Source organism: Variovorax sp. AC194 (assembly GCF_979257995.1).
The window spans coordinates 3,503,003-3,523,850 of record NZ_OZ409823.1; the positions used below are offsets into that span (position 1 = coordinate 3,503,003).

Sequence of the window (20,848 nt, forward strand, 5' to 3'; positions counted from 1 at the left end):
CCATGTCACGATGGCGACTGGCGCTCCTGCTGCTGGTGGGAGTGGCCTATGCCGGCCTCTCTCACTGGATGACCCTGTTCCACGCCACGGAGCCGTGGGCGGTGGTGGTGCTGCTCGGCCCGCTGTGGCTGGCGGCCATGGGCTTTGCGGCCAGCTGGTTCGGCCGCTGGGGCTTTGCCGCGGCGCTGGCGCTGGGCATCGGCGGCTTCGCGCTCGTCTTCCTGGGTGAGGCGGGCGATCCGAACCGTCTCTATGTGCTGCAGCATGTGGGCATCAACGGCGCGCTGTGCGGCTGGTTCGGCTCCACGCTGCGTGGCCGCGGGCTGCCGCTGATCACGCAGTTCGCGCAGCGCGTGCATCCGCTCAAGGGGCACATGCTGTCCTACACGACGCATCTCACGCAGGTCTGGACCGCGTACTTCGCGGTGGTGGTCGTGTCCTCGATCGTGGTCTACCTGACGCTGCCGTTCTCGGCCTGGTCGCTGCTGGCCAATGTGCTGTCGCCGGTGTCGGTGGCGCTTCTTTTCGTGGGCGAGCACCTGGTTCGCTACAGGCTGCACCCCGAGTTCGAGCGCACGCGCCTGGTCGATGCGGTGCGCGCCTTCTACGGCACCTCGACGATCGACAACGGCGCCGGCCCCCGGTGACACAGGCGCAGCCCGCGTGACGACAGACACCCACTTCCTGCCCCTGCTCGCGGACCGCGACCCCGACGCCCCCCTCGCGTGGCGTGCCGGCGTGCCCGTGAGCACCCGCCAGTTCCTGGCCGACGTGGCCCGTTTCGCGCCGGTGCTGCCGGCCGAGGGGCCCGCGGTCAACCTGTGCGTCGATCGCTATGCCTTCGCCGTGAGCCTGGGCGCCGCGCTGGTGCGCGGCCATGCGAGCCTCCTGCCGCCCGATGCGCGGCCCGACACGCTGGCGCGCCTGGTCGAGAGCCACGGCACCCGCCTTTTCGCGCTCACCGACGACACCAAGCTGCAGACGCCCGGCATGCAGCGCGTGCTGATCGAAGACCGCTCCAGCCTCGAAGGCGATGCGAGCGCGACCGTGCCCGCGTTCGACGGCGCGATGCACGCGGCCAGCCTGCTCACCTCGGGCTCCACCGGCGCGCCGCAGCCGCATGCCAAGACCTGGCGCACGCTGGTGGGCGATGTGGCCGTGGCCGTCGAGCGGCTCTGCCGCGTGCTGGAGCGCCCCACGCTCGAAGGCCTGACGCTGGTCGCGACCGTGCCGGTGCAGCACAGCTACGGGCTCGAATCGTCGGTGCTGCTGGCGATGCTGGGCGGTGCTGCTTTCGAAAGCGGCCGGCCGTTCTTTCCGGCCGACGTGGCGCAGACGCTGGCCTCGGTGCCGCGCCCTCGGGCACTGGTGACCACGCCGTTCCACCTGAAGACGCTGCTGCTGTCGGGCATCGAACTGCCGCCGGTGGACCTGATCCTGTCGGCCACCGCGCCGCTCTCGCCGCAGCTTGCGTTGCAGGCCGAGCAGGCCATGGGCGCGGTGCTGCTCGAAATCTACGGCAGCACCGAGTCGGGCCAGGTCGCCACGCGCCGCACGACCGAGAGCGAAATCTGGGAAAACTTCGGCCAGATCCGCGTGCATGCGGAGCCGGGCGAAGCCGACGGGCCCGAGCGCTTCATCTTCGAGGGCGATTTCCTGCCCGAGCCCACGCCCATGGCCGATGTGCTCGAGCTGCTGGACGACCGGCGCTTTCGCCTGTTCGGCCGCGCGAACGACCTCATTCACGTGGCCGGCCGGCGCAGCTCGCTGGCCCACCTGAACTTCCACCTGAACAGCATTCCCGGGGTCGACGACGGCGCCTTCTGGCTGCCCGACGAGGTGGCCGACGGCGTGGTGCGGCCGGTGGCCTTCGTGGTCGCGCCGACGCTCGCGGCGGGCGCGATCATCGGCGCGCTGCGCCAGCGCCTGGAGCCGGTGTTCGTGCCGCGGCGCGTGGTGCAGGTGAAGTCTTTTCCGCGCGAAGGCACCGGCAAGCTCACGGTGCGGGCGCTGCGCGAATTTGCGCTGGCGCAGCTCGCGGAAGACGACACGCCGGTGCAGATCGCGCACACGGTGCCCGCCGACCATCCGTCTTTCGCCGGCCATTTCCCCGGCCAGCCGCTGCTGCCCGGCGCGCTGGTGCTGGCCGAGGTGATGGAAGCCATCCAGCGCGTGCCGGCGCTGGTCGCGCGGCTGGGCACGTCGCCGACGCTCGCGGCGGCGAAGTTTCTCGCGCCCGTGCGGCCCGGCAGCACGCTCGCCATCGAACTGCATCCGGAAGCCGGCACCGGCCGCGGCGTGCGTTTCGACGTGCGTTGCGACGGCGTGGTGGCTGTCAGCGGCCGCTGGACGGCCGTGCAAGAGTCAGCCCGATGAAGCACACCGACGCTGAGACGCGCGCCGTCAACGAGGCGGCCCAGACCGGGCACACCGGGCAGGCTGGGCAGAGGGGCGGCTGGGCCCAGGCGCCCGAGCGCAGCAACATGCTCGCGTTGCGCTTCATCTGCTTCATGGCGCTGGTGTGCGGGCGCCACGTCACGCGGCTGCTGCTGCCGCCGATCAGCCTGTATTTCCTGTTGTTCGCGCCCGCGCCGCGCCGGCAGATCAAGCGCTACCTGTTCCGGGCCATCGGTCCGCACGCGGGCTGGATCGACGGTTACCGGCTGCTGCACGCGTTTTCGTCCACGGTGCTGGACCGCGTGTATTTCCTGCGCGGGCGCATGGACCTCTTCAAGCTGACGGTCGAAGGCAACGTGCCGCTGGAGACCGAAGCGATCGAAGGGCGGGGCGCTTTCCTGCTCGGCGCGCACGTGGGCAGTTTCGAGGTCATGGGCGCCTGCAAGCACCGCACGCAGCAGCACGACCTGCGGCTCGCGATGCTGATGTACCCGGACAACGCGCAGCGCATCACCGCCATCCTCAACGCCATCGCGCTGCCCGAAATGCGGCCGCACGTGATCGCGCTCGGCCGGCCGCACTCGATGCTCGACCTGCGCGACTGGCTCGACGGCGGGGGCCTGGGCGGCATGCTGGCCGACCGCACCCTGCCGGGCAGCGAGGAGCAGCCCTCGCACCACCGCGGCAACAACATCGTGCTGCCGTTCCTCGGGCAGCCCGCCACCTTCAACGACGGGCCGTTCCGGCTCGCGGCGCTCCTGCGCCGCAAGGTGTTCTTCATGGCCGGCCTCTATGGCGGCGGCGCCCGCTACGATGTCCGGTTCGATCCGCTGGCCGACTTCGCCGAGCCGGCCGCCGATGCCGCGGACCGCGAGCGGCGCATCCGCGCCGCCGTCGAGGCCTACGTCGCACGCCTGGAGGCGCTGTGCCGCGCTTATCCGTACAACTGGTTCAACTTTCATGATTTCTGGCTCGAAGATGCGGCTTGACCGGCTTTGCAGGGTGTTCGTACTCGCGGTGACTTTCTGCGCCGCGCCGGCGTGGGCGTTCGACCTGCCCGAGCTGATGGGCCTGCTGGCCAAGCAAAAGAGCGGCGAGGCCCGCTTCACCGAGCAGCGCTTCGTGCACGGCCTGGAAGGCCCGCTCGATGCGAGCGGCACGCTGAGCTTCGACGCGCCCGACAAGCTGGTGCGCCGCACGCTGTCGCCACGCATCGAGACCATGGCCGTCGACGGCAACACGCTCACGCTCTCGCGCGGCGGCCGCAACCGCACGCTGGCGCTGGACAGCATGCCCGAGCTGCTCGGCCTGGTCGAAGCCATGCGCGGCACGCTGACCGGCGACGGCGCGACGCTGCAGCGCTACTTCAAGAGCACCGTGACGGGCGCGCCCGCCAAGTGGACGCTCGACCTTGCGCCCATGGACAGCCGCCTGGCCGCGCAGGTGCGCAGCATCCGCATCAGCGGCCGCGCGAGCGACGTGCTGGGGCTGGAGATGGAGTTCGTCGGCGGTGACCGCTCGGTCATGAACATCTCGCCGAACGCGCCCGCGCCTGCGCCCGCCGCCACGGCGCCCCCCGGCGCGGCCCCGTCCGGCGCGGCCGGACGCACCACACCGTGACTGCCGCGACGGCGCCGCAGGCGGGCGGCCCGCCGAGCTGGCGGCGCAGGGCGGTCGTGCTGCTCGCGTGGCTGCTGGTGCTGCTGTGCGGCGCGTTCGTCATCGCGCGCACGCAGATCGGCGCCGATCTCTCGGCGTTCCTGCCCAAGAGCCCCGACCTGCGCCAGCGCGTGCTGATCGAGCAGCTGCAAAGCGGCGTCGCTTCGCGCACGCTGATGCTGGGCTTCGAAGGCGGCAGCGCGGAGCAGCGCGCCACGGTGTCGCGCGCGATGGGCAAGACCATGCGCGAGAGTCGGCTCTTCGACCTGATCCAGAACGGCGACGTGGGCGACTGGAGCGAGGCGGGCACCTGGGTGTTCCAGCACCGCTACCAGCTGTCACCCGCCGTCACGCCCGGGCAGTTCACCGCCGGGGGCCTGCGCGACGCGATCAACGAGACGCTGTCGATGCTCGGCACACCGGCCGGCAACGTGATCAAGCCTTTTCTCGACCGCGACCCGACCGGCGAGACGCAGCGCATCGCCATGGAACTGGTGCCCGCGAGCGCGCCGCGCAGCGAAGACGGCGTGTGGATGTCGCGCACCGCGCCGCGCGCGCTGATGATTGCGACCACGCGCGCCGCCGGCAGCGACCTGGACGCGCAGGCCGTGGCCATCGCGAGGGTGCACGCGGCGTTCGAAGCCGCCACGCGGGAGATGGGCGAGGCGAGGCCCAAGCTGCTGCTGAGCGGCCCGCCCGTGTTCTCGGTGATGAGCCGCGACAAGATCAAGACCGAAGCCATCCATCTCGCGATCGTCGGCGGCATCGTGATGGGCGCGCTGCTGCTGCTGGCCTTCGCCTCGCCGCGCGCGTTGCTCATCGCTTTCCTGCCGGTGGCGACGGGCGTGGTGATCGGCACGGCGAGCGTGAGCCTGGTGTTCGGCTCGGTGCACGGGCTCACGCTGGGTTTCGGCAGCACGCTGATCGGCGAGACGGTGGACTACGCCATCTATTACCTGATCCAGGCGCGCGGGGCGGCCGTGGCCGGCACCGGCTGGCAACGCTGGCGTGATCTGAACTGGCCGACCGTGCGGCTCGGGCTGCTGACCTCGGTGTGCGGCTTCGCGGCGTTGGTGTTCTCGGGCTTTCCGGGGCTCGCGCAGCTGGGCGTGTTCTCCATCGCTGGCCTCGTGGCGGCTGCGCTGGCCACGCGCTACGTGCTGCCGATGCTCGCACCCGACGGCGCGACCGGCATGGGCATGCGCAGGTACATGGCGCAGCTCGCCGGCATGCTGGTGCGCGGCCTGCCGCGCCTGCGCTGGCCGCTGGCCGCGCTCGGCGTGGCCGCGCTCGGGCTGGTGCTGTGGCAGGGCGGGCATCTGTGGCGCGCCGACCTGGGCGCGATGAGCCCGGTGCCCAAGTCGGCCCAGCAGCTCGATGAGATGCTGCGCAACGACATCGGCGCGAGCGACGGCGGTGTGCTGGTGGTGGCCTATGGCGACGACGAGCAGGCGGCGCTGCGCAACACCGAAGCGGCGGCCGCCAAGCTCGATGCACTGGTCGACACGGCCGAACTCGGCGGCTACGAGGCCGTCACGCGCGTGCTGCCCAGCGCGGCTGCGCAGAGCGCGCGCATCGCGAGCCTGCCCGATGCAGCCACGCTGCAAGCCAGCCTGGCCGAAGCCACCAAGGGCCTGCCGTTGCCGGCCTCGCGGCTCGGGCCGTTCCTGGCCGATGTCGAGGCGGCGCGCAAGCTCGCGCCCGTGCAGCGCGCCGACCTGGCCGGCGGTCCGCTCGGCTCCGTGCTGAACACGCTGATGTACCAGCGCCCGGGCGGCGGATGGGCGACGCTGCTGGTGCTGCACCCCGGTCCGAAGTTCGACCAGGCCCGACTCGAAGCCGCGCTCGCGGGCACGACCGACGTGCAGGTGGTCGACGTCGGCCGCGAACTCGCGAGCCTGTATCAGCGCTACCTGCACGAAGCCTTCGTGCAGGTGCTGCTCGGCGCGCTGGCGGTGGTGGTGCTGCTGGGCATCTACCTGCGGTCGTGGCGCCGGCTGCTGGCGGTGTGCCAGCCGCTGGTGTTCGCGGTGATGCTCACGCTGGGCGGCATGGCGCTCGCGCAGGCTGCGCTCGGCATCCTCCATTTGGTGGGGCTGCTGCTGATCGTGGCGGTGGGCTCGAACTACGCGCTGTTCTTCGACCAGCTGCGCACGACGGGGCGGGCGGATGAAGACACGCTGGCTTCGCTGATGCTGGCGAACCTCACGACCGTGGTGTCGTTTGGCCTGATCGCGATATCGGACATCCCCGCGCTGTCGTCGATCGGTCGCGTGGTGGCGCCGGGGGCATTGCTGGCGCTGCTGCTGTCGGCGGCGTTCGCCCGTCATGTGGCACCGACGCCCGCTTCGCCCGCCCGGCGCACCTGATGGGAAAATCCGCCGCGATGTCTTCCGCAACCGCTACCCCCGAGTCCTGGCCCTGGCCGCCGGCCATGCGCGCCAGCGCGGCCTGGCATGTGGCGGCTATTGGGGCGGGCATGCTGGTGCCGGGCGCGTGGCCGTGGGCCATCGGCGCGATCGTGCTCAACCACGCGCTGATCACCGGCGCCGGGCTCACGCCGCGCAGCAACCTGCTGGGCCCCAACGTCACGCGGCTGCCCGAAGCGGCGGCCGCACGCCGCGAGGTGGCAATCACCATCGACGACGGACCGGAGCCCGAAGTCACGCCCCGCGTGCTGGACCTGCTGGACGCGCACGGCCAGCGCGCCACCTTCTTCTGCATCGCCGAGCGCGTGCTCGCGCATCCGGAACTGGCGCGCGAGATCGTGGCGCGCGGCCACAGCATCCAGAACCACACGGCGCGCCACCGGCACAACTTCTCGTTCCTCGGGCCGCGCGGTTTCGCGAGCGAAATCGCGCGGGCGCAGGACATCCTCACCGAAGTCACCGGCCAGCGCCCGACCTGTTTCCGCGCGCCCGCCGGGCTGCGCAACCCCTTTCTCGAACCGGTGCTGCACCGCCTGGGCCTCTCGCTCGTGAGCTGGACGCGGCGCGGTTTCGACACGCGCGAAGGCGACCCCGCCAAGGTAATGGCGCGCCTCGCCCGCAATCTGCAGGCCCGCGACATCCTGTTGCTGCACGACGGCAACGCCGCGCGCACCGCCGAAGGAAAACCCGTTTTGCTGGAGGTATTGCCCTTGTTGCTCGAACGCCTGCGCGCCGATGGAATGCGCGCCGTGACCTTGCCCGAAGGGCTCAAGCCATGAGCGCCGTGATGTCGTCGTCATCCACGGACAACGCGTGGCGCGAGCTGCATGAAGCCGCCACCGTTCCGTACAAGAAGGGCGGCACCTTCGCCTGGCAGTTCGCGCGCGGCAAGCTCGGGCGCGACCCGGTCTTTCGCGGGCTGCTCGAACGCGGGCTGATCGATGCGCAGCACCGGCGCGTGGTCGATATCGGCTGCGGGCAGGGCCTTTTCGTGAGCCTGCTGGCGTCGATGAGCACGATGCAGCAGCAGGGGCGCTGGCCTGCTGCATGGCCTGCCACGCCGGCCGCCGCGGACTACACCGGGATCGAACTGATGCCGAAGGACGTGGCGCGCGCCGAGGCGTCGGTCGGCCATCTGCAGCCGACGCCGCGCCTGGTGTGCGCCGACATGTGCTCCGCCGCCTTGCCCGACTGCGACCTGGTCGTGATCCTCGACGTGCTGCACTACGTGGACCTCGAAGCGCAAGAGGGCGTGCTGGCGCGCGTGCGCGATGCGCTCCGGCGCGGCGGCAACCCGAAGGCGCGGCTGCTGCTGCGCGTGGGCGATGCGTCGAGCCGGCGCGGTTTCGCGATCAGCCAGTGGGTCGACCGCACGGTGACGCGCATCCGCGGCCACAAGGTCTCGCCGACGTGGGGCCGGCCGCTCGCCGAATGGACGGCAGTGCTGCAGCGCCTGGGTTTCCGTGTGCAGAGCATTCCGATGAGCGAAGGCACGCCGTTCGCCAACGTGCTCTTGGTGGCCGACCTGGAGGCAGCCGCTTGACGGCGCCGCAGACGCTCGACCGCGCCGGCATCGCCGCGCGCATTCCGCACAGCGGCAGCATGTGCCTGCTGGAGCGGCTCGACGATTGGGATGCGGACGTGATCCGCTGCAGCACGACGACGCACCGGCTGGCGGACAACCCGCTGCGCACGGCCGGCGGATTGCTGGCGCCGAATGCCATCGAATACGCGGCGCAGGCCATGGCGCTTCACGGCGGGCTGCTGGCCGCGGAGGGCAGCACGCCATCGGCCGGTTTTTTGGCGAGCGCGCGCAGTGTGCGGCTGGCCGTCACGCGGCTCGATGACATCGAAGGTGAACTGCACGTGCAGGCCCGGCGCCTGTCGGGCGACGACAAGCAGATCCTCTACGAATTCGCGGTCAACGCCGACGACGGCCGTACGCTGGCCGAGGGCCGGGCCGTGGTGGTCCTGAACACGCCGCTCGCAACAGAAAGCACCGCCTCATGAGTCTCGAAGGAAAACGCGCGCTGATCACGGGCGCCAGCGGCGCACTCGGCGCTGCCATGGCCGAACGGTTTGCGCGCGACGGTGCGACGGTGCTGCTGCACGCCAATTCGCGGCCGGAAGCGGTGGAGCAGCTGGCGGCGTCGATCATCGCGGCGGGCGGCAAGGCCGAATGCCATGTGTTCGATTTGCGCAGCGACGAGGCCTCGGCGGCGGCGTGCGCGCGCATCCTCGAAGGCGGCGCGGTCCAGATCCTGGTCAACAACGCTGGCGTGCACGACGATGCGGTGCTGCCGGGCATGCGCGCCGATCAATGGCACAAGGTGATCGACGTGTCGCTCAACGGATTTTTCCGTGTGACGCAGCCGCTGCTGCTGCCGATGATGCGCACGCGCTGGGGCCGCATCCTGAACATCTCGTCGGTGTCGGCGATCACCGGCAACCGGGGGCAGGTGAACTACGCTGCGGCCAAGGGCGCGCTCAACAGCGCGACCAAGGCGCTGTCGCTCGAAGTGGCGTCGCGCGGTGTCACGGTCAACGCGATCGCGCCGGGGATCATCGCGTCGCCGATGGCCGATGCAGTGTTCGATCCGGCGGTCATCAACCAGATGGTGCCGGTGAAGCGGGCGGGAACGCCGCAGGAAGTGGCCGCGCTCGCGTCGTTCCTGGCGAGCGATGAAGCCGGCTACATCACCGGGCAGGTGATCTCGATCAACGGCGGGATGATCTGAGCCTGCTGCCCGGCCGGTAGCGTTACAGCGGCAGCGTATCGAACGCCGCGTAGGCCGTCGCCAGCCACGACTTCACGCGCTGGCGTTCCAAGAGGCCCAGCGCATGCACGCCTTCGCGGTCGTTCACGGCCTTCCAGAAACTCGTGTTCTGCGCATCGATCTTGCGCATGCTGGCTTCGTGCAGGCGCGGCAGCGCGATGACTCGCGCGCCGTTCGCATTCGCCTTGGAGAGCGACTGCGACGCCAGCAGCATCCCGAAATCGCTGCCGCGGCCGTAGTTCTGCACCACGATGTAGTTCGGGCGGTTGCCGAAGGTGTCGATCAGCGTGCCGAGCAGGTCGGTGGAGTCTTTGCCGTCGTCCAGCACGTGCCAGAAATTGACGGTCACGCCGATCTCTGCGAACACGTCGAAGAGGTCCGACTCCTTGATCCAGCGCGACAGCGGCGCCAGCGTCTGCGCGGCGAGGTCGACGATCACGCTTTGCTTCGGATTGCTCTCGAAGCCGTTCACGACCGTGTCCAGGCCCTCGTAGCTGTCGACCACCACGGGCGAGGCGAAGCCTTCGTAGAAGCGGGTGAACGAGCTGTGCGAACGGTCGGTGTCGAAGCCGGTGAAAGGGCGGCTGCGGTCGATGAAGTACTGCGCCAGCACGCGCGCCGTGACCGACTTGCCGACACCGCCTTTTTCGCCGCCGATGAAATTGATGGAGCTCATGAGTTGCTGCTGCCTCGAATGGGTTGAGGGGTGAAGGGCTGAATCATTCTAGGTGTCGCGTTTTTCGATGGGCCTATTTGCCGCGCTTGGCCATGGCTTGCAGCAAGGGGTGTGCCTGCAAGCGCTGCTGCAGCCGTTTTTTCCATGGCGCGGGCAGCGTCGAGGCGTCGATCATCTCGGGCCAGAGGCTGCGCGCGAGGCGTGCGGTGTCGGTGACCACGCGCCGCACCAGCGGTTCGTGCAGGCCGGTCGAGAAGCAGAAGGCGCGCACGTTGGCGGGGGTGAAGAGGGCGGTGCGCCTTGGGGCTGCGGTGTTCGTCGGCAGCAGAGGAAGCGCATGGCCGTCGACGCCCTGGATCGCCGCGTACGCGACGATGTCGTAGGCCGGCGCCAGCCGCGGCGCGATGCCGTCGGCGTACAGCACGCCGAAGTTCTTCAAGTGGGCGTCGGGGTTGCCGAGCAGGTCGTTTACCGCCAGGCGCCGAATGAGTTCGAGCACGGCGTCTTCGCCCAGTGACGGAAAGGCCTGCATCGCGAGCGCCATGTCCAGGTAGCTCGCGCTGTACTTGTGCATCGGGTCCACGGCGAGCACCTGCGCGAAGTCCTCGAAGTGGATGCGGCGCGCGCCGTCGCGGTCGAAGCGGGTGACGGCGAGGAAGTCGGGCTCGTCGGGCAGCGCATAGCTGTGTTCGGCCTTGATGGCGGAGAGCGGCGCGAGTTCGGCGTCGCACACCTGGACGCCCGCGGCGCCCGCCATCTGCAGCGAGAGCATTTCGAGCTGCGGCATGTGCGGCCGTCCGGCCACTGGCAGCTTGGCGATCACGCGTGTGCTCGCACCGGCCCGCGTGCGCGCCACGTAGCGGCCGCCCTGGCGACGCAGGCCCAGCTTGGGCTGCACGCCCGACACCGAGATGCCCTGCGGCATCGGCAGCTCGACCACCGACATCTCGAGCGCGTCCTGGTCCTGCGTGATGAGCCGTTGCAGCGTGCCGCGGTCCACCGACACCGGCTTGGCACTCACCGCGCCGGGCAGGTCGCCGCCGCAGGCCGCGAGCAGCTCGAAATGATCGTTCTCCCGGCAACCGCGCAACTGCGCGATGTGGCTGCGCAGAACGCCCTCGGGCAGCAGGTTCTGGAAGAAGCGCGGGAGCTGTCCGCCCTGGGCGTTGAAGAGCGGGTTCTTCACGTCGCTCCAGAGGGCGGCCTGCGTGGCAGCGTCGCTCGCCACCATCGAGAGCGACAGCACCTCCGGCGGCGGCGCGGCGATCAGTTCGGGCTCCGCCACGAAGCGGCACAGGTCCGCGTACTGGAACAGCTTGCCGAAGCGCCGTGTGCCGAGCGAGATCTCCAGGATCTTGACGTTCATGGCGAGCGGCGCTTGTTGTTGGTGTACGGCGGCGAGGCCGGGGCCTGTGCGACCGCATGGCCCACGCGGGTGGTGACGGGGCGGTAGCCGGGATCGGTGGCCGCGGTTTCGCCGAAGCCCTTGGGCGCCAATTGCAGTTCAAGCCCGAGCGCATCGACCAGCGCGAGCAGCGACGACATCTGCGGATTGCCTTGCAGACTCAGGGCATTGCGCACCGATCGCTCGGTGAGCCCCGAACGCAGCGCAATCTCGGCGGTCGAGAGGCCGGCGGCGTCGCGCCGCGCGGCCAGGGTGGTGATGAGTTCCTGTTTGGTCACGGAAATATATTACCGCAATTGGCATTTTGGGAAATATATTTCCCTGCCTTATGCTGCCCGGCGGGCTTATTTCGGCACCAGCGTGAAAAGGGGCATGACCACGCCCATGACCCAGTTCTGCCCGAAATCGAGCGCCGCGCGCCGGTATTTTTCGTCGGCCTGCGCGGCCAGCAGGTCGAGCCGGGCCACCACCTTCGACAGCTCGCGGTCGGCCACGAGGTTGCGGCCGCGCTCGCTGATCTCGGTGGCCAGCAGCAGCGGCTGGCCGTCGGGGCCGGTCTTGGAGGAGATCAGCCAGAGCGAGATCTCGAAATTGCGCGCGGCCCGGTAGCTGTTCTCGGCGTCGACGCCGTCGATCATGGTCTGCTCCCAGGTGCCGCCGTTGGCCTGCTTGAGCATCGAGGCCCAGCCGACCACCAGCGCCGCGACGCGGTCGCCCTGGTAGGGCTGCGGCCCGGTCTCGAAGGCCAGGCGGATGGCCTCGATGCCGGTGGCGCCGCGCAGCTCGGGCAGATCTGCGCCTTTGAGCACCGCGTCCCACGCGCGCTGGCTGGCTTCGTCGATGCTCGCCGCCGACTTGCGCCATTCCCGCGGGTTGCGTTTGTAGAGGGTGGACTGCACGCGCCGAATCGACTGCAGGTTGTCGCGCAGCGAAAGATTCGCGATGCGGTTGGCGCTGGACTGCAGCCATTCCTGGTTGGCATAGGGTTCGGCGCGTTCTGTCGACCGAACCGATGAACAGCCCGCCAGGCCGAGCAGGGAGGCGGCGCCGGCCAGAAGGCAGGTGCGTCGCGCCGCAAGGGGTAAAACCGGAGAAACACTCATGCCCTGACGTTATCATCCAAGACTGGGGCGGCGGCTCGCTTCGAGCAGCGAGCCCGTGCAATTTTCCTTACAAATCAATACCTTGGCGTTAACGTCAAGGCAGGCCGACAAGTCGTGCGTCTTAATTCCATCAAGCTCTCGGGCTTCAAGTCGTTCGCCGAACCCACCAACTTCCTGCTGCCGGGCCAACTGGTCGGCGTGGTCGGGCCCAACGGCTGCGGCAAGTCGAACATCATGGATGCGGTGCGCTGGGTGCTCGGCGAATCGCGCGCTTCCGAGCTGCGCGGCGAGTCGATGCAGGACGTGATCTTCAACGGCACGACCACCCGCAAGCAGGCCAGCCGCTCGAGCGTCGAGCTGGTGTTCGACAACGCCGACCACCGTGCTGGCGGTCAGTGGAACCAGTTCGGCGAAATCGCCGTGCGGCGCGTGCTCACGCGCGACGGCACCAGCAGCTACTACATCAACAACCAGCCGGTGCGCCGCCGCGACGTGCAGGACGTGTTCCTGGGCACCGGTCTCGGGCCCCGCGCCTACGCCATCATCGGCCAGGGCACGATCAGCCGGATCATCGAATCCAAGCCCGAGGAACTGCGCCTGTTCCTCGAAGAAGCCGCCGGTGTCTCCAAGTACAAGGAACGCCGCCGCGAGACCGAAAACCGCCTGGGCGACACGCGCGAGAACCTCGTGCGCGTCGAAGACATTCTTCGCGAACTCAACGCCAACCTCGAAAAGCTCGAGAAGCAGGCCGAGGTGGCCGCGCGCTACAACACGCTGCAGGGCGAGGCCACCAAGAAGCAGCACCAGCTGTGGTTCCTGAAGCGCAGCGAGAGCGATGCGGACCAGGCCAAGATCAAGTCCGATTCGGAAAAGGCGATCAACGACCTCGAATCGCGCACCGCGGATCTGCGCCACATCGAAGCCGAACTCGAAACCGTGCGCCAGGCCCACTACGCGGCCGGCGACCAGGTCAACCAGGCGCAGGGCAAGCTCTACGAGGCCAGCGCCGAAGTCGGCCGGCTCGAAGGCGAGATCCGCTTCGTGGTCGAAGGCCGCCAGCGCGTCGAGCAGCGGCTGGTCCAGCTGCGCGAGCAGATGGGCCAGTGGGGCACGCGCCGCGAAGAGGCCGAGACCGAGATCGAAACCCTGGCCGGCAAGGGCGTCGATGCCGAAGAGCAGGCGATCCTGCTGGCGGCCCAGCTCGAAGAACACGACGCGCGCATGCCCGAGCTCGAAGAGGCCGTGCAGCGCGCCCAGGACGAAGCCAACAGCCAGCGCACGACGGTCTCGCAGGTGCAGCAGCAGATCCAGGTGCTCGCGGCCGACCAGCGCAACATCGAAGACCAGAGCCGCCAGCTCACGCAGCGCAGCGAACGCCTGCGCGCCGACCAGAACGCGCTGGCCGCGCCCGACGAGGCGCGCCTCCTGGACATGCAGGAGCAGCTGGCCGCAGCGCAGGAAACCGCCAGCGAAGCCGAAGCCCGCCTGCACGAACTGCAGGAAGCCGTGCCGCAACTGGACGACGACCGCCGCACGAAGCAGCAGGCCGTCAACACCGAAGGTGCGCGCCACGCGGAGTTCTCGGCGCGGCTCGAGGCGCTGCGCGCGCTGCAGGAAAAGGTCAAGACCGATGGCAAGCTGGCCCCCTGGCTCGCCAAGCACGGCCTCGATGGCCTGCAGGGCCTGTGGAGCCGCATCCACATCGAGCAGGGCTGGGAAAGCGCACTCGAAGCCGCGTTGCGCGAGCGGCTGGGTGCGCTCGAAGTCAGCCGGCTGGACATGGTCCGCGCCTTCGGCAACGACGCGCCGCCTGCCAAGCTGGCCTTCTACAGCCCGCCGTCGGCCGGCGCGCCGCAGGGCGCTGCCGCGCTGCCGCGGCTGTCGAGCCTGTTGCGGCTGAACGATGCCGGCCAGCAAGCCTTGCTGAACGACTGGCTTCACGGCTGCTACACCGCATCGAGTTTTGAAGAAGCACTGGCGCAGCGCGCCACGCTGCAGCCGGGCGAAGTCATCTATGTGCAGAGCGGCCATGCCGTGTCCTCGCACAGCGTCAATTTCTACGCGCCCGATTCCGAGCAGGCCGGCCTCCTGGCCCGCCAGCAGGAAATGGAAAACCTGGAGCGCCAGCTGCGCGCCCAGACGCTCATCAACGAAGAGGCGCGCACCGCGCTGATCCGCGCCGAAGCCGCCTACGGCGACGCCGCGCAGCGCTTGGTGACGGCGCGCCGTGAAGCGGCCGACACCCAGTCGCGCGCCCACGAACTGCAGGTCGAGACCCTGCGCATGACCCAGCTCGCCGAGCAGACGCGCGCGCGCAGCCAGCAACTGGCCTCCGACCTTGGCGAAGTCGACGCGCAACTCGAAGAACTGCAGGAAAAGCGCATCGCCGCCGAAGGCCGTTTCGAAGAGCTCGACATGCAACTGGCCGACAGCCAGGAGCGCCATGCGCAGCTGGACGAGCGCGTGATCGAAGCCGGCCGCGCGCTCAATGCCAGCCGTGAGCAGCACCGGAGCCTCGAGCGCCAGGCGCAGGAGGCCACCTTCTCGCAGCGCACGCTCGAGGCCCGTCGTGCCGAACTGAACCGCGCGATCGAAACCGCGTCGCAACAGACCGTCGCGCTCACCGACGAAGACGAGCGCGCCCGCGCCGAGCTGGGCCGCTTGTCCGATGCCGCTGCGCAGGCCGGCCTGCAGGATGCGCTGTCGCTCAAGCTCGAACGCGAAACCGCGCTCGGCGCCTCGCGCAGCCAGTACGACGACCTCACGCTCAAGCTGCGCGCGAGCGACGAGCGCCGCCTGCAGTTGGAGCGCGAGCTCGATCCGCTGCGCCAGCGCATCACCGAATTCCAGCTGAAGGAACAGGCTGCGCGCCTGGGTGTCGAGCAGTACCAGCAGTTGCTGGAAGACGCCGGCGCCGACCTCGAAGCCGTTGCGCAATCCATCGAGACCGACAAGGTGCGCCTGACCGGCCTGCAGAGCGAAATCGACCGCCTCAACCGCGAAGTCGTAGCCCTCGGCGCGGTGAACCTCGCCGCGCTCGACGAACTCGCGATCGCGAGCGAGCGCAAGACCTTTCTGGACGCCCAGTCGGCCGACCTGAACGAAGCCATCGGCACGCTGGAAGACGCCATCCGCAAGATCGATGCCGAAACGCGCGACCTGCTCGGCGGCACGTTCAAGATCGTCAACGAGCACTTCAGCCGCATGTTCCCCGAGCTCTTCGGCGGCGGCAACGCGCGGCTGGTGATGACGGGCGACGAAATTCTCGATGCCGGCGTGCAGGTGCTCGCGCAGCCCCCCGGCAAGAAGAACCAGACCATCCACCTGCTCTCGGGCGGCGAGAAGGCGCTCACGGCCATTGCGCTGGTGTTTGCCATCTTCCAGCTCAACCCGGCACCGTTCTGCCTGCTGGACGAAGTGGACGCGCCGCTGGACGACGCGAACACCGAGCGCTATGCCAAACTCGTGACCGCCATGAGCCGCGAAACCCAGTTCCTCTTCATCAGCCACAACAAGATCGCCATGGAAATGGCCGAGCAGTTGATCGGCGTCACGATGCAGGAGCAGGGCGTCTCGCGCATCGTCGCGGTGGACATGGAGGCCGCAGCCTCCATGGTCGAGGCCGCTTGAGCTGGCGGCGCGCATGAGCAACCTCACCCTCGCACTCTCCATTCTCGGAGGCCTCGTTCTCGCGGCCGTCGTTGGCTACGAAACCTTCATGTCGCGCCGCAACGCGCCGCGCCAGCCGGACGCGGTGGACACCGCGCTGGCCGATGTGGAGCGCTCGATGTCGTCGGGCGACGGCGTGGAGCCGATGCTGCACGTCGATCCGAACCAGCTCTCGGCGCACGACCGCCACGAGCCCCTGTTCGACCCTGACCTGCCGGCGCCCAGCGGTGTTCCCGTGGCCACCGGCGAACGGCGCGGCGGGCTCGATCCGCTGATCGACGTGATCGCGCCGGTGTCGCTGGACGGCCTCGCATCGGGCGACGCGGCCATCGCGGCCATGCCGCCAACGCGGCGCGCGGGCAGCAAGCCAGTTGCGATCGAGGGGCTCAACGAGCACACGGGCCAATGGGAGCCGCCGGTCGCGGGGCAGCGCTACAGCGCGTTCCAGGTCGGCGTGCAGCTGGCCAACCGCACGGGCGCGCTCAACGAGATCGAGTACTCCGAATTCGTGGTCAAGGCGCAGGCTTTTGCCGATGCGGTCAACGGCTCGCCCGAATTTCCCGAGATGCTCGACGAAGTGGCGCGGGCCCGCGAGCTCGACCAGTTCGCGAGCGCGCACGATGCGCAGCTGGGATTCGTGCTGCGCGCGCTGCACGCGGCCTGGAGCCCGGGCTACGTGCAGCAGAACGCCGCGCGGCTCGGTTTCGTGGCCGGCATCATCCCGGGGCGCATGGTGCTGCCGACCGGCGAAGTCGGCTTGCCGCCGATCCTCGGTCTTGCCTTCGACACACAGGCCGCGCTGGCCGACGACCCGGCGCAGTCGGCCATCCGCGAGCTCAGCCTGAGCCTGGACGTGCCGCAGGTCGACCGCGCCGAAGAGCCGTTCCGCCGCATGCGTGAGGCCGCCGCCACGCTCGCGCGCGAGATGGACGGCGTGGTGACCGACAGCGACGGCCAGCTGCTGCGCGACGAGACGATGGACGTCATCGGCAGCGACCTCGAGCAGCTCTACGACACGCTCGATGCGCGCGACCTCGCGGCCGGCTCGCCGCTGGCCCGCCGACTCTTCAGCTGATCCGGTTTTTTCGGGAGACACCCACATGACGACGCGCGACGAAGCGGCACGCGAAGCCGCCGCACTGAGCGAACAGCTTCACAAGCACGCCCACCTCTACTACGTGCTCGACGCGCCCGCGGTGCCCGACGCCGAGTACGACAAGCTGTTCCAGCGCCTGCAGGCGCTGGAGACGGAATTCCCCGATCTGCGCACGCCCGATTCGCCGACGCAGCGCGTGGGTGGCAAGGTGCTGGACGGCTTCACCAAGGTGCGCCACAAGGTGCCGATGCTGTCGATCCGCACCGAGACCGACATCACGCCCGGCGGCGCGAGCGCCTTCGATGCGCGTGTGCGCAAGGAACTGGGCCTGCCCGAAGACGGGCCGCAGGTCTCGTACGTGTGCGAACTCAAGTTCGACGGCCTCGCCATGAACCTGCGCTACGAGAACGGCGTGCTGGTGCAGGCCGCCACGCGCGGCGATGGCGAAGTCGGCGAAGAGGTCACGCAGAACATCCGCACGGTGCGCGAGATTCCGCTGCGATTGAACGGCAAGGCGCCGCCCGTGGTCGAGGTGCGCGGCGAGGTCTACATGAAGCGCGCCGATTTCGATGCGCTCAACGAGCGCCAGCGCGAGAAGATCGCGGCCGGCCAGAAGAACGAGAAGGTGTTCGTCAATCCGCGCAATGCGGCGGCGGGCGCGGTGCGGCAACTCGATCCGGCGATCGCCGCGGCACGGCCGCTGAGCTTCTTTGCCTACGGCCTCGGCGAAGTCACGCCGGCCGCGGAAGGCGGGCCGGATTGTCCGACGCAGTTCGATTGGCTGCAGCAATTCCATGCCTGGGGGTTTCCCGTGGCAACGCAGACCGCGCGGGCCACCGGCGCCATCGAGCTGATCGCGTTCCACGAGAACATCGGCCGCCAGCGCGATGCCTTGCCCTACGACATCGATGGCGTGGTCTACAAGGTCGACAGCGTCGAGCTGCAACGGCAACTGGGTTTCGTCTCGCGCGAGCCGCGCTGGGCCGTGGCGCACAAGTACCCGGCGCAGGAGCAACTGACCGAAGTGCTCGGCATCGAGATCCAGGTCGGCCGCACCGGCAAGCTCACGCCGGTGGCCAAGCTCGCGCCGGTGTTCGTCGGCGGCGTGACCGTGACCAACGCCACGCTGCACAACGAGGACGAGGCCCGCCGCAAGGACGTGCGCGTGGGCGACACGGTCATCGTGCGCCGCGCGGGCGACGTGATTCCCGAAGTGGTCGGCGTGGTGCCCGAGAGCCTTGCCAAGCCCGAGGGCGAACGCGGCCCGGTCTTCACCATGCCGCACCAGTGCCCCGTGTGCGGCTCGGACGCGGTGCGCGAAGAGGAAGAGGTCGACTACCGCTGCACCGGCGGCCTGTTCTGCGCGGCCCAGCGCAAGGAGGCCATCCTGCACTTCGCGGCGCGGCGCGCGGTCGATGTCGACGGGCTGGGCGACAAGCTGGTCGAGCAGTTGGTGGACGCCAACCTCATCCGCACCTTGCCCGATCTCTACAAGCTCGGATTCACCACGCTCGCGGGCCTGGACCGCATGGCCGAGAAGTCGGCCAAGAACCTCGTCGACGCGCTCGAGGCCTCCAAGAAAACCACGCTGCCGCGCTTTCTCTTCGGCCTGGGCATCCGGCATGTGGGCGAGAGCACCGCGAAGGACCTGGCCAAGCATTTCGGCAAGCTGGACGCCATCATGGACGCGACCGAGGAGCACCTGCTCGAGGTCAACGACGTGGGCCCGGTGGTGGCGCAGAGCCTGCGCACCTTCTTCGACCAGCCGCACAACCGAGAGGTCGTCGAGCAGCTGCGCGCCTGCGGCCTGACCTGGGAAGAGGGCGAGCCCGCGGCCCGTGCGCCCAAGCCGTTGGCGGGCCTGACCTTCGTGATCACCGGTACCCTTCCTACGCTGGGCCGTGACGAGGCGAAGGATAAATTGGAGGCAGCCGGCGCAAAGGTCGCCGGTTCCGTCAGCAAGAAGACCCACTACCTCGTGGCCGGCGAAGATGCCGGCAGCAAGCTCGACAAGGCCCGCGAAATCGGGGTGACCGTGATCGACGAGGCGCGTATGCTGGAGATTCTGGAGAACGGCGTCACCGCTACAGAGTGAAGGTTCGGCGATAAGCCTCTTTACCGGCCGTTACGCAGCTTCATCGCAGCGCAGTCAACAGGGTCTACAACCTGACGTTGAAAGAAAACTGAAGGCCAACAAGGAGCCCCTCATGCAAAAAATTCGCGTTCTTGGTGCCAGCATTGCCCTCGGTGGCCTCGCGCTGCTGACGGGCTGCGTTGCGGTTCCGGGCGATCCGTATTACTCGGGTGGCGGTTACTCGGAGCCTTATTACTCCGATCCATCGCCAGTCGTCGTTTCGCCGGCACCGGTCTACATCCAGGGCGGTGGCTATTACGAGCGTGGCCGCTATTACGACCGTCGCCCTTACTACGGTCGGCCCGGCTATCCGGCTGTGCGACCGGGCTACCCCGCGGTGCGACCGGGCTATCCGGCCGGGCGTCCGCCGGGCAACTGGGGTGGCGGTGCCCGCCCACCCTCCGCCGGTGGCGGCGTTCCGGGCATCACGCCCTCGCGTCCGCAACAGATGCCCCAGGGCCGCGCGCGGCTGTGGACCTCGCCGGACTCGAAGAACAACCCCGGCGGCATCCCGTGACGATGGTCTGAGCCTGTCGCGATAATCGCGCGATGGCCATTCGCGAAATACTCAAGATGGGCGACCCCCGGCTGCTGCGCATCGCGCAGCCGGTCGCCGCTTTCGACACCGACGAGCTGCACCTCCTGGTGCGCGACATGTTCGAGACCATGCATGCGGTCAACGGCGCCGGCCTCGCTGCCCCGCAGATCGGCGTGGACCAGCAGCTCGTGATCTTCGGCACCGACATCGTCAACCCGCGCTATCCCGACGCGCCGCCGGTGCCCCGCACCGTGCTGCTGAATCCCGTCATTACGCCCATCGGCGAGGACGAGGAAGAGGGCTGGGAAGGGTGTCTCTCGGTGCCGGGCCTGCGCGGCGTGGTGCCGCGTTTCGCCAACATCCGCTATACCGGCTTCGATCCGTACGGCGACCCGATCGACCGGGTCGCCAGCGGGTTCCACGCGCGCGTGGTGCAGCATGAAGTCGATCACCTGCTGGGCAAGCTTTACCCGATGCGGGTGCGCGATTTCTCGCGCTTCGGCTACACCGAGGTCCTGTTCCCGGGCCTCGATGCAGCGGACGACGACTGAGCGAAGGCTCTGTCGTTACCTGTTGCTCAGGCCGAAGCGGCCGCCGCCCGTGAAGGCCAGCGAGATCGCCGCGAACAGGAACATGCCCTGCAGTTCCAGCGCCCAGCCGCCCTGGCCGTTGATCGCGCCCAAGTCCTTGCGGTGCACCAGCCAGATCGCCACCAGCATGTTGATCGCCACGATCACCGCGGCCGGCCGCGTGAACAGGCCGACGATCAGCAGCGCGGGCGCCAGGATCTCACCGACATAGACCCCATACGCCAGGAACGCCGGCAGGCCGTGCGAGGCCAGCATGCCGCCGATGCCGTCGACGCCCTTGGTGATCTTGGCCACGCCGTGCAGCAGGATGAGGATGCCCAGCGCGAGGCGCAGAACGAGCTTGCCGGTGTCGTCGGACTTGAACATTGTGTGATT

Annotated in this window: 19 protein-coding genes; 14 read left to right on the forward strand and 5 right to left on the reverse strand. The window is 69.1% G+C overall.

From position 1 onward, the window contains the following. The first annotated feature begins 2 nt into the window (after nucleotides 1–2). From ACZYRS_RS16800 to fabG, 9 genes are read left to right on the forward strand one after another with little or no spacing between them, the layout of a single operon-like run. Nucleotides 3–647 carry a COG4648 family protein gene (locus ACZYRS_RS16800; RefSeq protein WP_463420145.1) on the forward strand — a complete coding sequence of 215 codons (645 nt, stop codon included), beginning with the start codon at nucleotides 3–5 and terminating at the stop codon, nucleotides 645–647. Nucleotides 648–663: 16 nt separating this feature from the next. Further along, complete coding sequence (locus tag ACZYRS_RS16805) at nucleotides 664–2,376, forward strand: AMP-binding protein (protein WP_463420146.1); 1,713 nt, start codon at nucleotides 664–666, stop codon at nucleotides 2,374–2,376. Continuing rightward, on the forward strand, nucleotides 2,373–3,386 hold the full coding sequence (locus ACZYRS_RS16810) for an acyl-CoA synthetase (RefSeq protein ID WP_463420147.1): 1,014 nt from the start codon (nucleotides 2,373–2,375) through the stop codon (nucleotides 3,384–3,386). Before ACZYRS_RS16805 ends, ACZYRS_RS16810 begins: the two co-directional genes overlap by 4 nt. After that, on the forward strand, nucleotides 3,358–4,017 hold the full coding sequence (locus ACZYRS_RS16815) for a LolA-related protein (RefSeq protein WP_463420148.1): 660 nt from the start codon (nucleotides 3,358–3,360) through the stop codon (nucleotides 4,015–4,017). The genes ACZYRS_RS16810 and ACZYRS_RS16815 overlap by 29 nt, the downstream gene beginning before the upstream one ends. Beyond that, nucleotides 4,014–6,425, forward strand: coding sequence for an MMPL family transporter (locus tag ACZYRS_RS16820; protein ID WP_463420149.1), 2,412 nt, complete (start codon nucleotides 4,014–4,016; stop codon nucleotides 6,423–6,425). Before ACZYRS_RS16815 ends, ACZYRS_RS16820 begins: the two co-directional genes overlap by 4 nt. Continuing rightward, nucleotides 6,425–7,264: a polysaccharide deacetylase family protein gene (locus ACZYRS_RS16825; RefSeq protein ID WP_463420150.1), complete on the forward strand. Its 840-nt coding sequence runs from the start codon at nucleotides 6,425–6,427 to the stop codon at nucleotides 7,262–7,264. The genes ACZYRS_RS16820 and ACZYRS_RS16825 overlap by 1 nt, the downstream gene beginning before the upstream one ends. Then, nucleotides 7,261–8,028, forward strand: a complete 768-nt coding sequence (locus ACZYRS_RS16830) for a class I SAM-dependent methyltransferase (RefSeq protein ID WP_463420151.1) — start codon at nucleotides 7,261–7,263, stop codon at nucleotides 8,026–8,028. The genes ACZYRS_RS16825 and ACZYRS_RS16830 overlap by 4 nt, the downstream gene beginning before the upstream one ends. Then, the gene (locus tag ACZYRS_RS16835) at nucleotides 8,025–8,495 is read left to right on the forward strand and encodes a hydroxymyristoyl-ACP dehydratase (RefSeq protein WP_463420152.1); all 471 of its coding nucleotides are present in this window, start codon (nucleotides 8,025–8,027) and stop codon (nucleotides 8,493–8,495) included. The genes ACZYRS_RS16830 and ACZYRS_RS16835 overlap by 4 nt, the downstream gene beginning before the upstream one ends. Further along, on the forward strand, nucleotides 8,492–9,223 hold the full coding sequence (gene fabG, locus ACZYRS_RS16840) for a 3-oxoacyl-ACP reductase FabG (RefSeq protein ID WP_463420153.1): 732 nt from the start codon (nucleotides 8,492–8,494) through the stop codon (nucleotides 9,221–9,223). The genes ACZYRS_RS16835 and fabG overlap by 4 nt, the downstream gene beginning before the upstream one ends. A 22-nt stretch (nucleotides 9,224–9,245) precedes the next feature. Here the strand turns inward: fabG and ACZYRS_RS16845 are convergent, their stop codons facing one another. The 4 genes from ACZYRS_RS16845 to ACZYRS_RS16860 form a co-directional block, all read right to left on the reverse strand. Then, entirely contained in the window at nucleotides 9,246–9,938 is a 693-nt protein-coding gene (locus ACZYRS_RS16845) for a P-loop NTPase family protein (RefSeq protein WP_093432960.1), read from the reverse strand. 73 nt (nucleotides 9,939–10,011) lie between these two features. Further along, nucleotides 10,012–11,304 carry a type II toxin-antitoxin system HipA family toxin gene (locus tag ACZYRS_RS16850; RefSeq protein WP_463420154.1) on the reverse strand — a complete coding sequence of 431 codons (1,293 nt, stop codon included), beginning with the start codon at nucleotides 11,302–11,304 and terminating at the stop codon, nucleotides 10,012–10,014. Beyond that, nucleotides 11,301–11,621, reverse strand: a complete 321-nt coding sequence (locus ACZYRS_RS16855; RefSeq protein ID WP_198788522.1) for a helix-turn-helix domain-containing protein — start codon at nucleotides 11,619–11,621, stop codon at nucleotides 11,301–11,303. Before ACZYRS_RS16855 ends, ACZYRS_RS16850 begins: the two co-directional genes overlap by 4 nt. A gap of 66 nt (nucleotides 11,622–11,687) precedes the next feature. Continuing rightward, nucleotides 11,688–12,446: a hypothetical protein gene (locus ACZYRS_RS16860; protein WP_198788523.1), complete on the reverse strand. Its 759-nt coding sequence runs from the start codon at nucleotides 12,444–12,446 to the stop codon at nucleotides 11,688–11,690. 114 nt (nucleotides 12,447–12,560) lie between these two features. Between ACZYRS_RS16860 and smc the strand changes: the two genes are divergently transcribed. From smc to def, 5 genes are all read left to right on the forward strand, one after another. Next, a complete protein-coding gene (gene smc / locus ACZYRS_RS16865) occupies nucleotides 12,561–16,076 on the forward strand; it encodes a chromosome segregation protein SMC (protein ID WP_463420155.1) in 3,516 nt (1,171 codons plus the stop codon). A gap of 13 nt (nucleotides 16,077–16,089) precedes the next feature. Next, nucleotides 16,090–17,190, forward strand: a complete 1,101-nt coding sequence (locus ACZYRS_RS16870) for a cell division protein ZipA C-terminal FtsZ-binding domain-containing protein (RefSeq protein ID WP_463420156.1) — start codon at nucleotides 16,090–16,092, stop codon at nucleotides 17,188–17,190. A 25-nt stretch (nucleotides 17,191–17,215) separates the two neighbouring features. Beyond that, the gene (gene ligA, locus ACZYRS_RS16875; RefSeq protein WP_463420157.1) at nucleotides 17,216–19,306 is read left to right on the forward strand and encodes an NAD-dependent DNA ligase LigA; all 2,091 of its coding nucleotides are present in this window, start codon (nucleotides 17,216–17,218) and stop codon (nucleotides 19,304–19,306) included. A 112-nt stretch (nucleotides 19,307–19,418) separates the two neighbouring features. Then, nucleotides 19,419–19,862, forward strand: coding sequence for a hypothetical protein (locus ACZYRS_RS16880; RefSeq protein ID WP_463420158.1), 444 nt, complete (start codon nucleotides 19,419–19,421; stop codon nucleotides 19,860–19,862). 32 nt (nucleotides 19,863–19,894) lie between these two features. Then, on the forward strand, nucleotides 19,895–20,434 hold the full coding sequence (def, locus tag ACZYRS_RS16885) for a peptide deformylase (RefSeq protein WP_013541635.1): 540 nt from the start codon (nucleotides 19,895–19,897) through the stop codon (nucleotides 20,432–20,434). A 15-nt stretch (nucleotides 20,435–20,449) separates the two neighbouring features. On the opposite strand, the gene ACZYRS_RS16890 is transcribed toward def, so the two are convergent. After that, a complete protein-coding gene (locus tag ACZYRS_RS16890; RefSeq protein WP_198788529.1) occupies nucleotides 20,450–20,839 on the reverse strand; it encodes a DoxX family protein in 390 nt (129 codons plus the stop codon). Nucleotides 20,840–20,848 lie beyond the last annotated feature (9 nt).

What these genes read in the sequence shown, in the direction of transcription:
- ACZYRS_RS16800 (WP_463420145.1), top strand. Translation starts at nt 3, where the DNA reads ATGTCACGATGGCGACTGGCGCTCCTGCTGCTGGTGGGAGTGGCCTAT.
- ACZYRS_RS16810 (WP_463420147.1), top strand. Translation starts at nt 2,373, where the DNA reads ATGAAGCACACCGACGCTGAGACGCGCGCCGTCAACGAGGCGGCCCAG.
- ACZYRS_RS16815 (WP_463420148.1), top strand. Translation starts at nt 3,358, where the DNA reads ATGATTTCTGGCTCGAAGATGCGGCTTGACCGGCTTTGCAGGGTGTTC.
- ACZYRS_RS16825 (WP_463420150.1), top strand. Translation starts at nt 6,425, where the DNA reads ATGGGAAAATCCGCCGCGATGTCTTCCGCAACCGCTACCCCCGAGTCC.
- ACZYRS_RS16830 (WP_463420151.1), top strand. Translation starts at nt 7,261, where the DNA reads ATGAGCGCCGTGATGTCGTCGTCATCCACGGACAACGCGTGGCGCGAG.
- fabG (WP_463420153.1), top strand. Translation starts at nt 8,492, where the DNA reads ATGAGTCTCGAAGGAAAACGCGCGCTGATCACGGGCGCCAGCGGCGCA.
- ACZYRS_RS16845 (WP_093432960.1), bottom strand. Translation starts at nt 9,938, where the DNA reads ATGAGCTCCATCAATTTCATCGGCGGCGAAAAAGGCGGTGTCGGCAAG.
- ACZYRS_RS16850 (WP_463420154.1), bottom strand. Translation starts at nt 11,304, where the DNA reads ATGAACGTCAAGATCCTGGAGATCTCGCTCGGCACACGGCGCTTCGGC.
- ACZYRS_RS16860 (WP_198788523.1), bottom strand. Translation starts at nt 12,446, where the DNA reads ATGAGTGTTTCTCCGGTTTTACCCCTTGCGGCGCGACGCACCTGCCTT.
- ACZYRS_RS16870 (WP_463420156.1), top strand. Translation starts at nt 16,090, where the DNA reads ATGAGCAACCTCACCCTCGCACTCTCCATTCTCGGAGGCCTCGTTCTC.
- ligA (WP_463420157.1), top strand. Translation starts at nt 17,216, where the DNA reads ATGACGACGCGCGACGAAGCGGCACGCGAAGCCGCCGCACTGAGCGAA.
- ACZYRS_RS16880 (WP_463420158.1), top strand. Translation starts at nt 19,419, where the DNA reads ATGCAAAAAATTCGCGTTCTTGGTGCCAGCATTGCCCTCGGTGGCCTC.
- def (WP_013541635.1), top strand. Translation starts at nt 19,895, where the DNA reads ATGGCCATTCGCGAAATACTCAAGATGGGCGACCCCCGGCTGCTGCGC.
- ACZYRS_RS16890 (WP_198788529.1), bottom strand. Translation starts at nt 20,839, where the DNA reads ATGTTCAAGTCCGACGACACCGGCAAGCTCGTTCTGCGCCTCGCGCTG.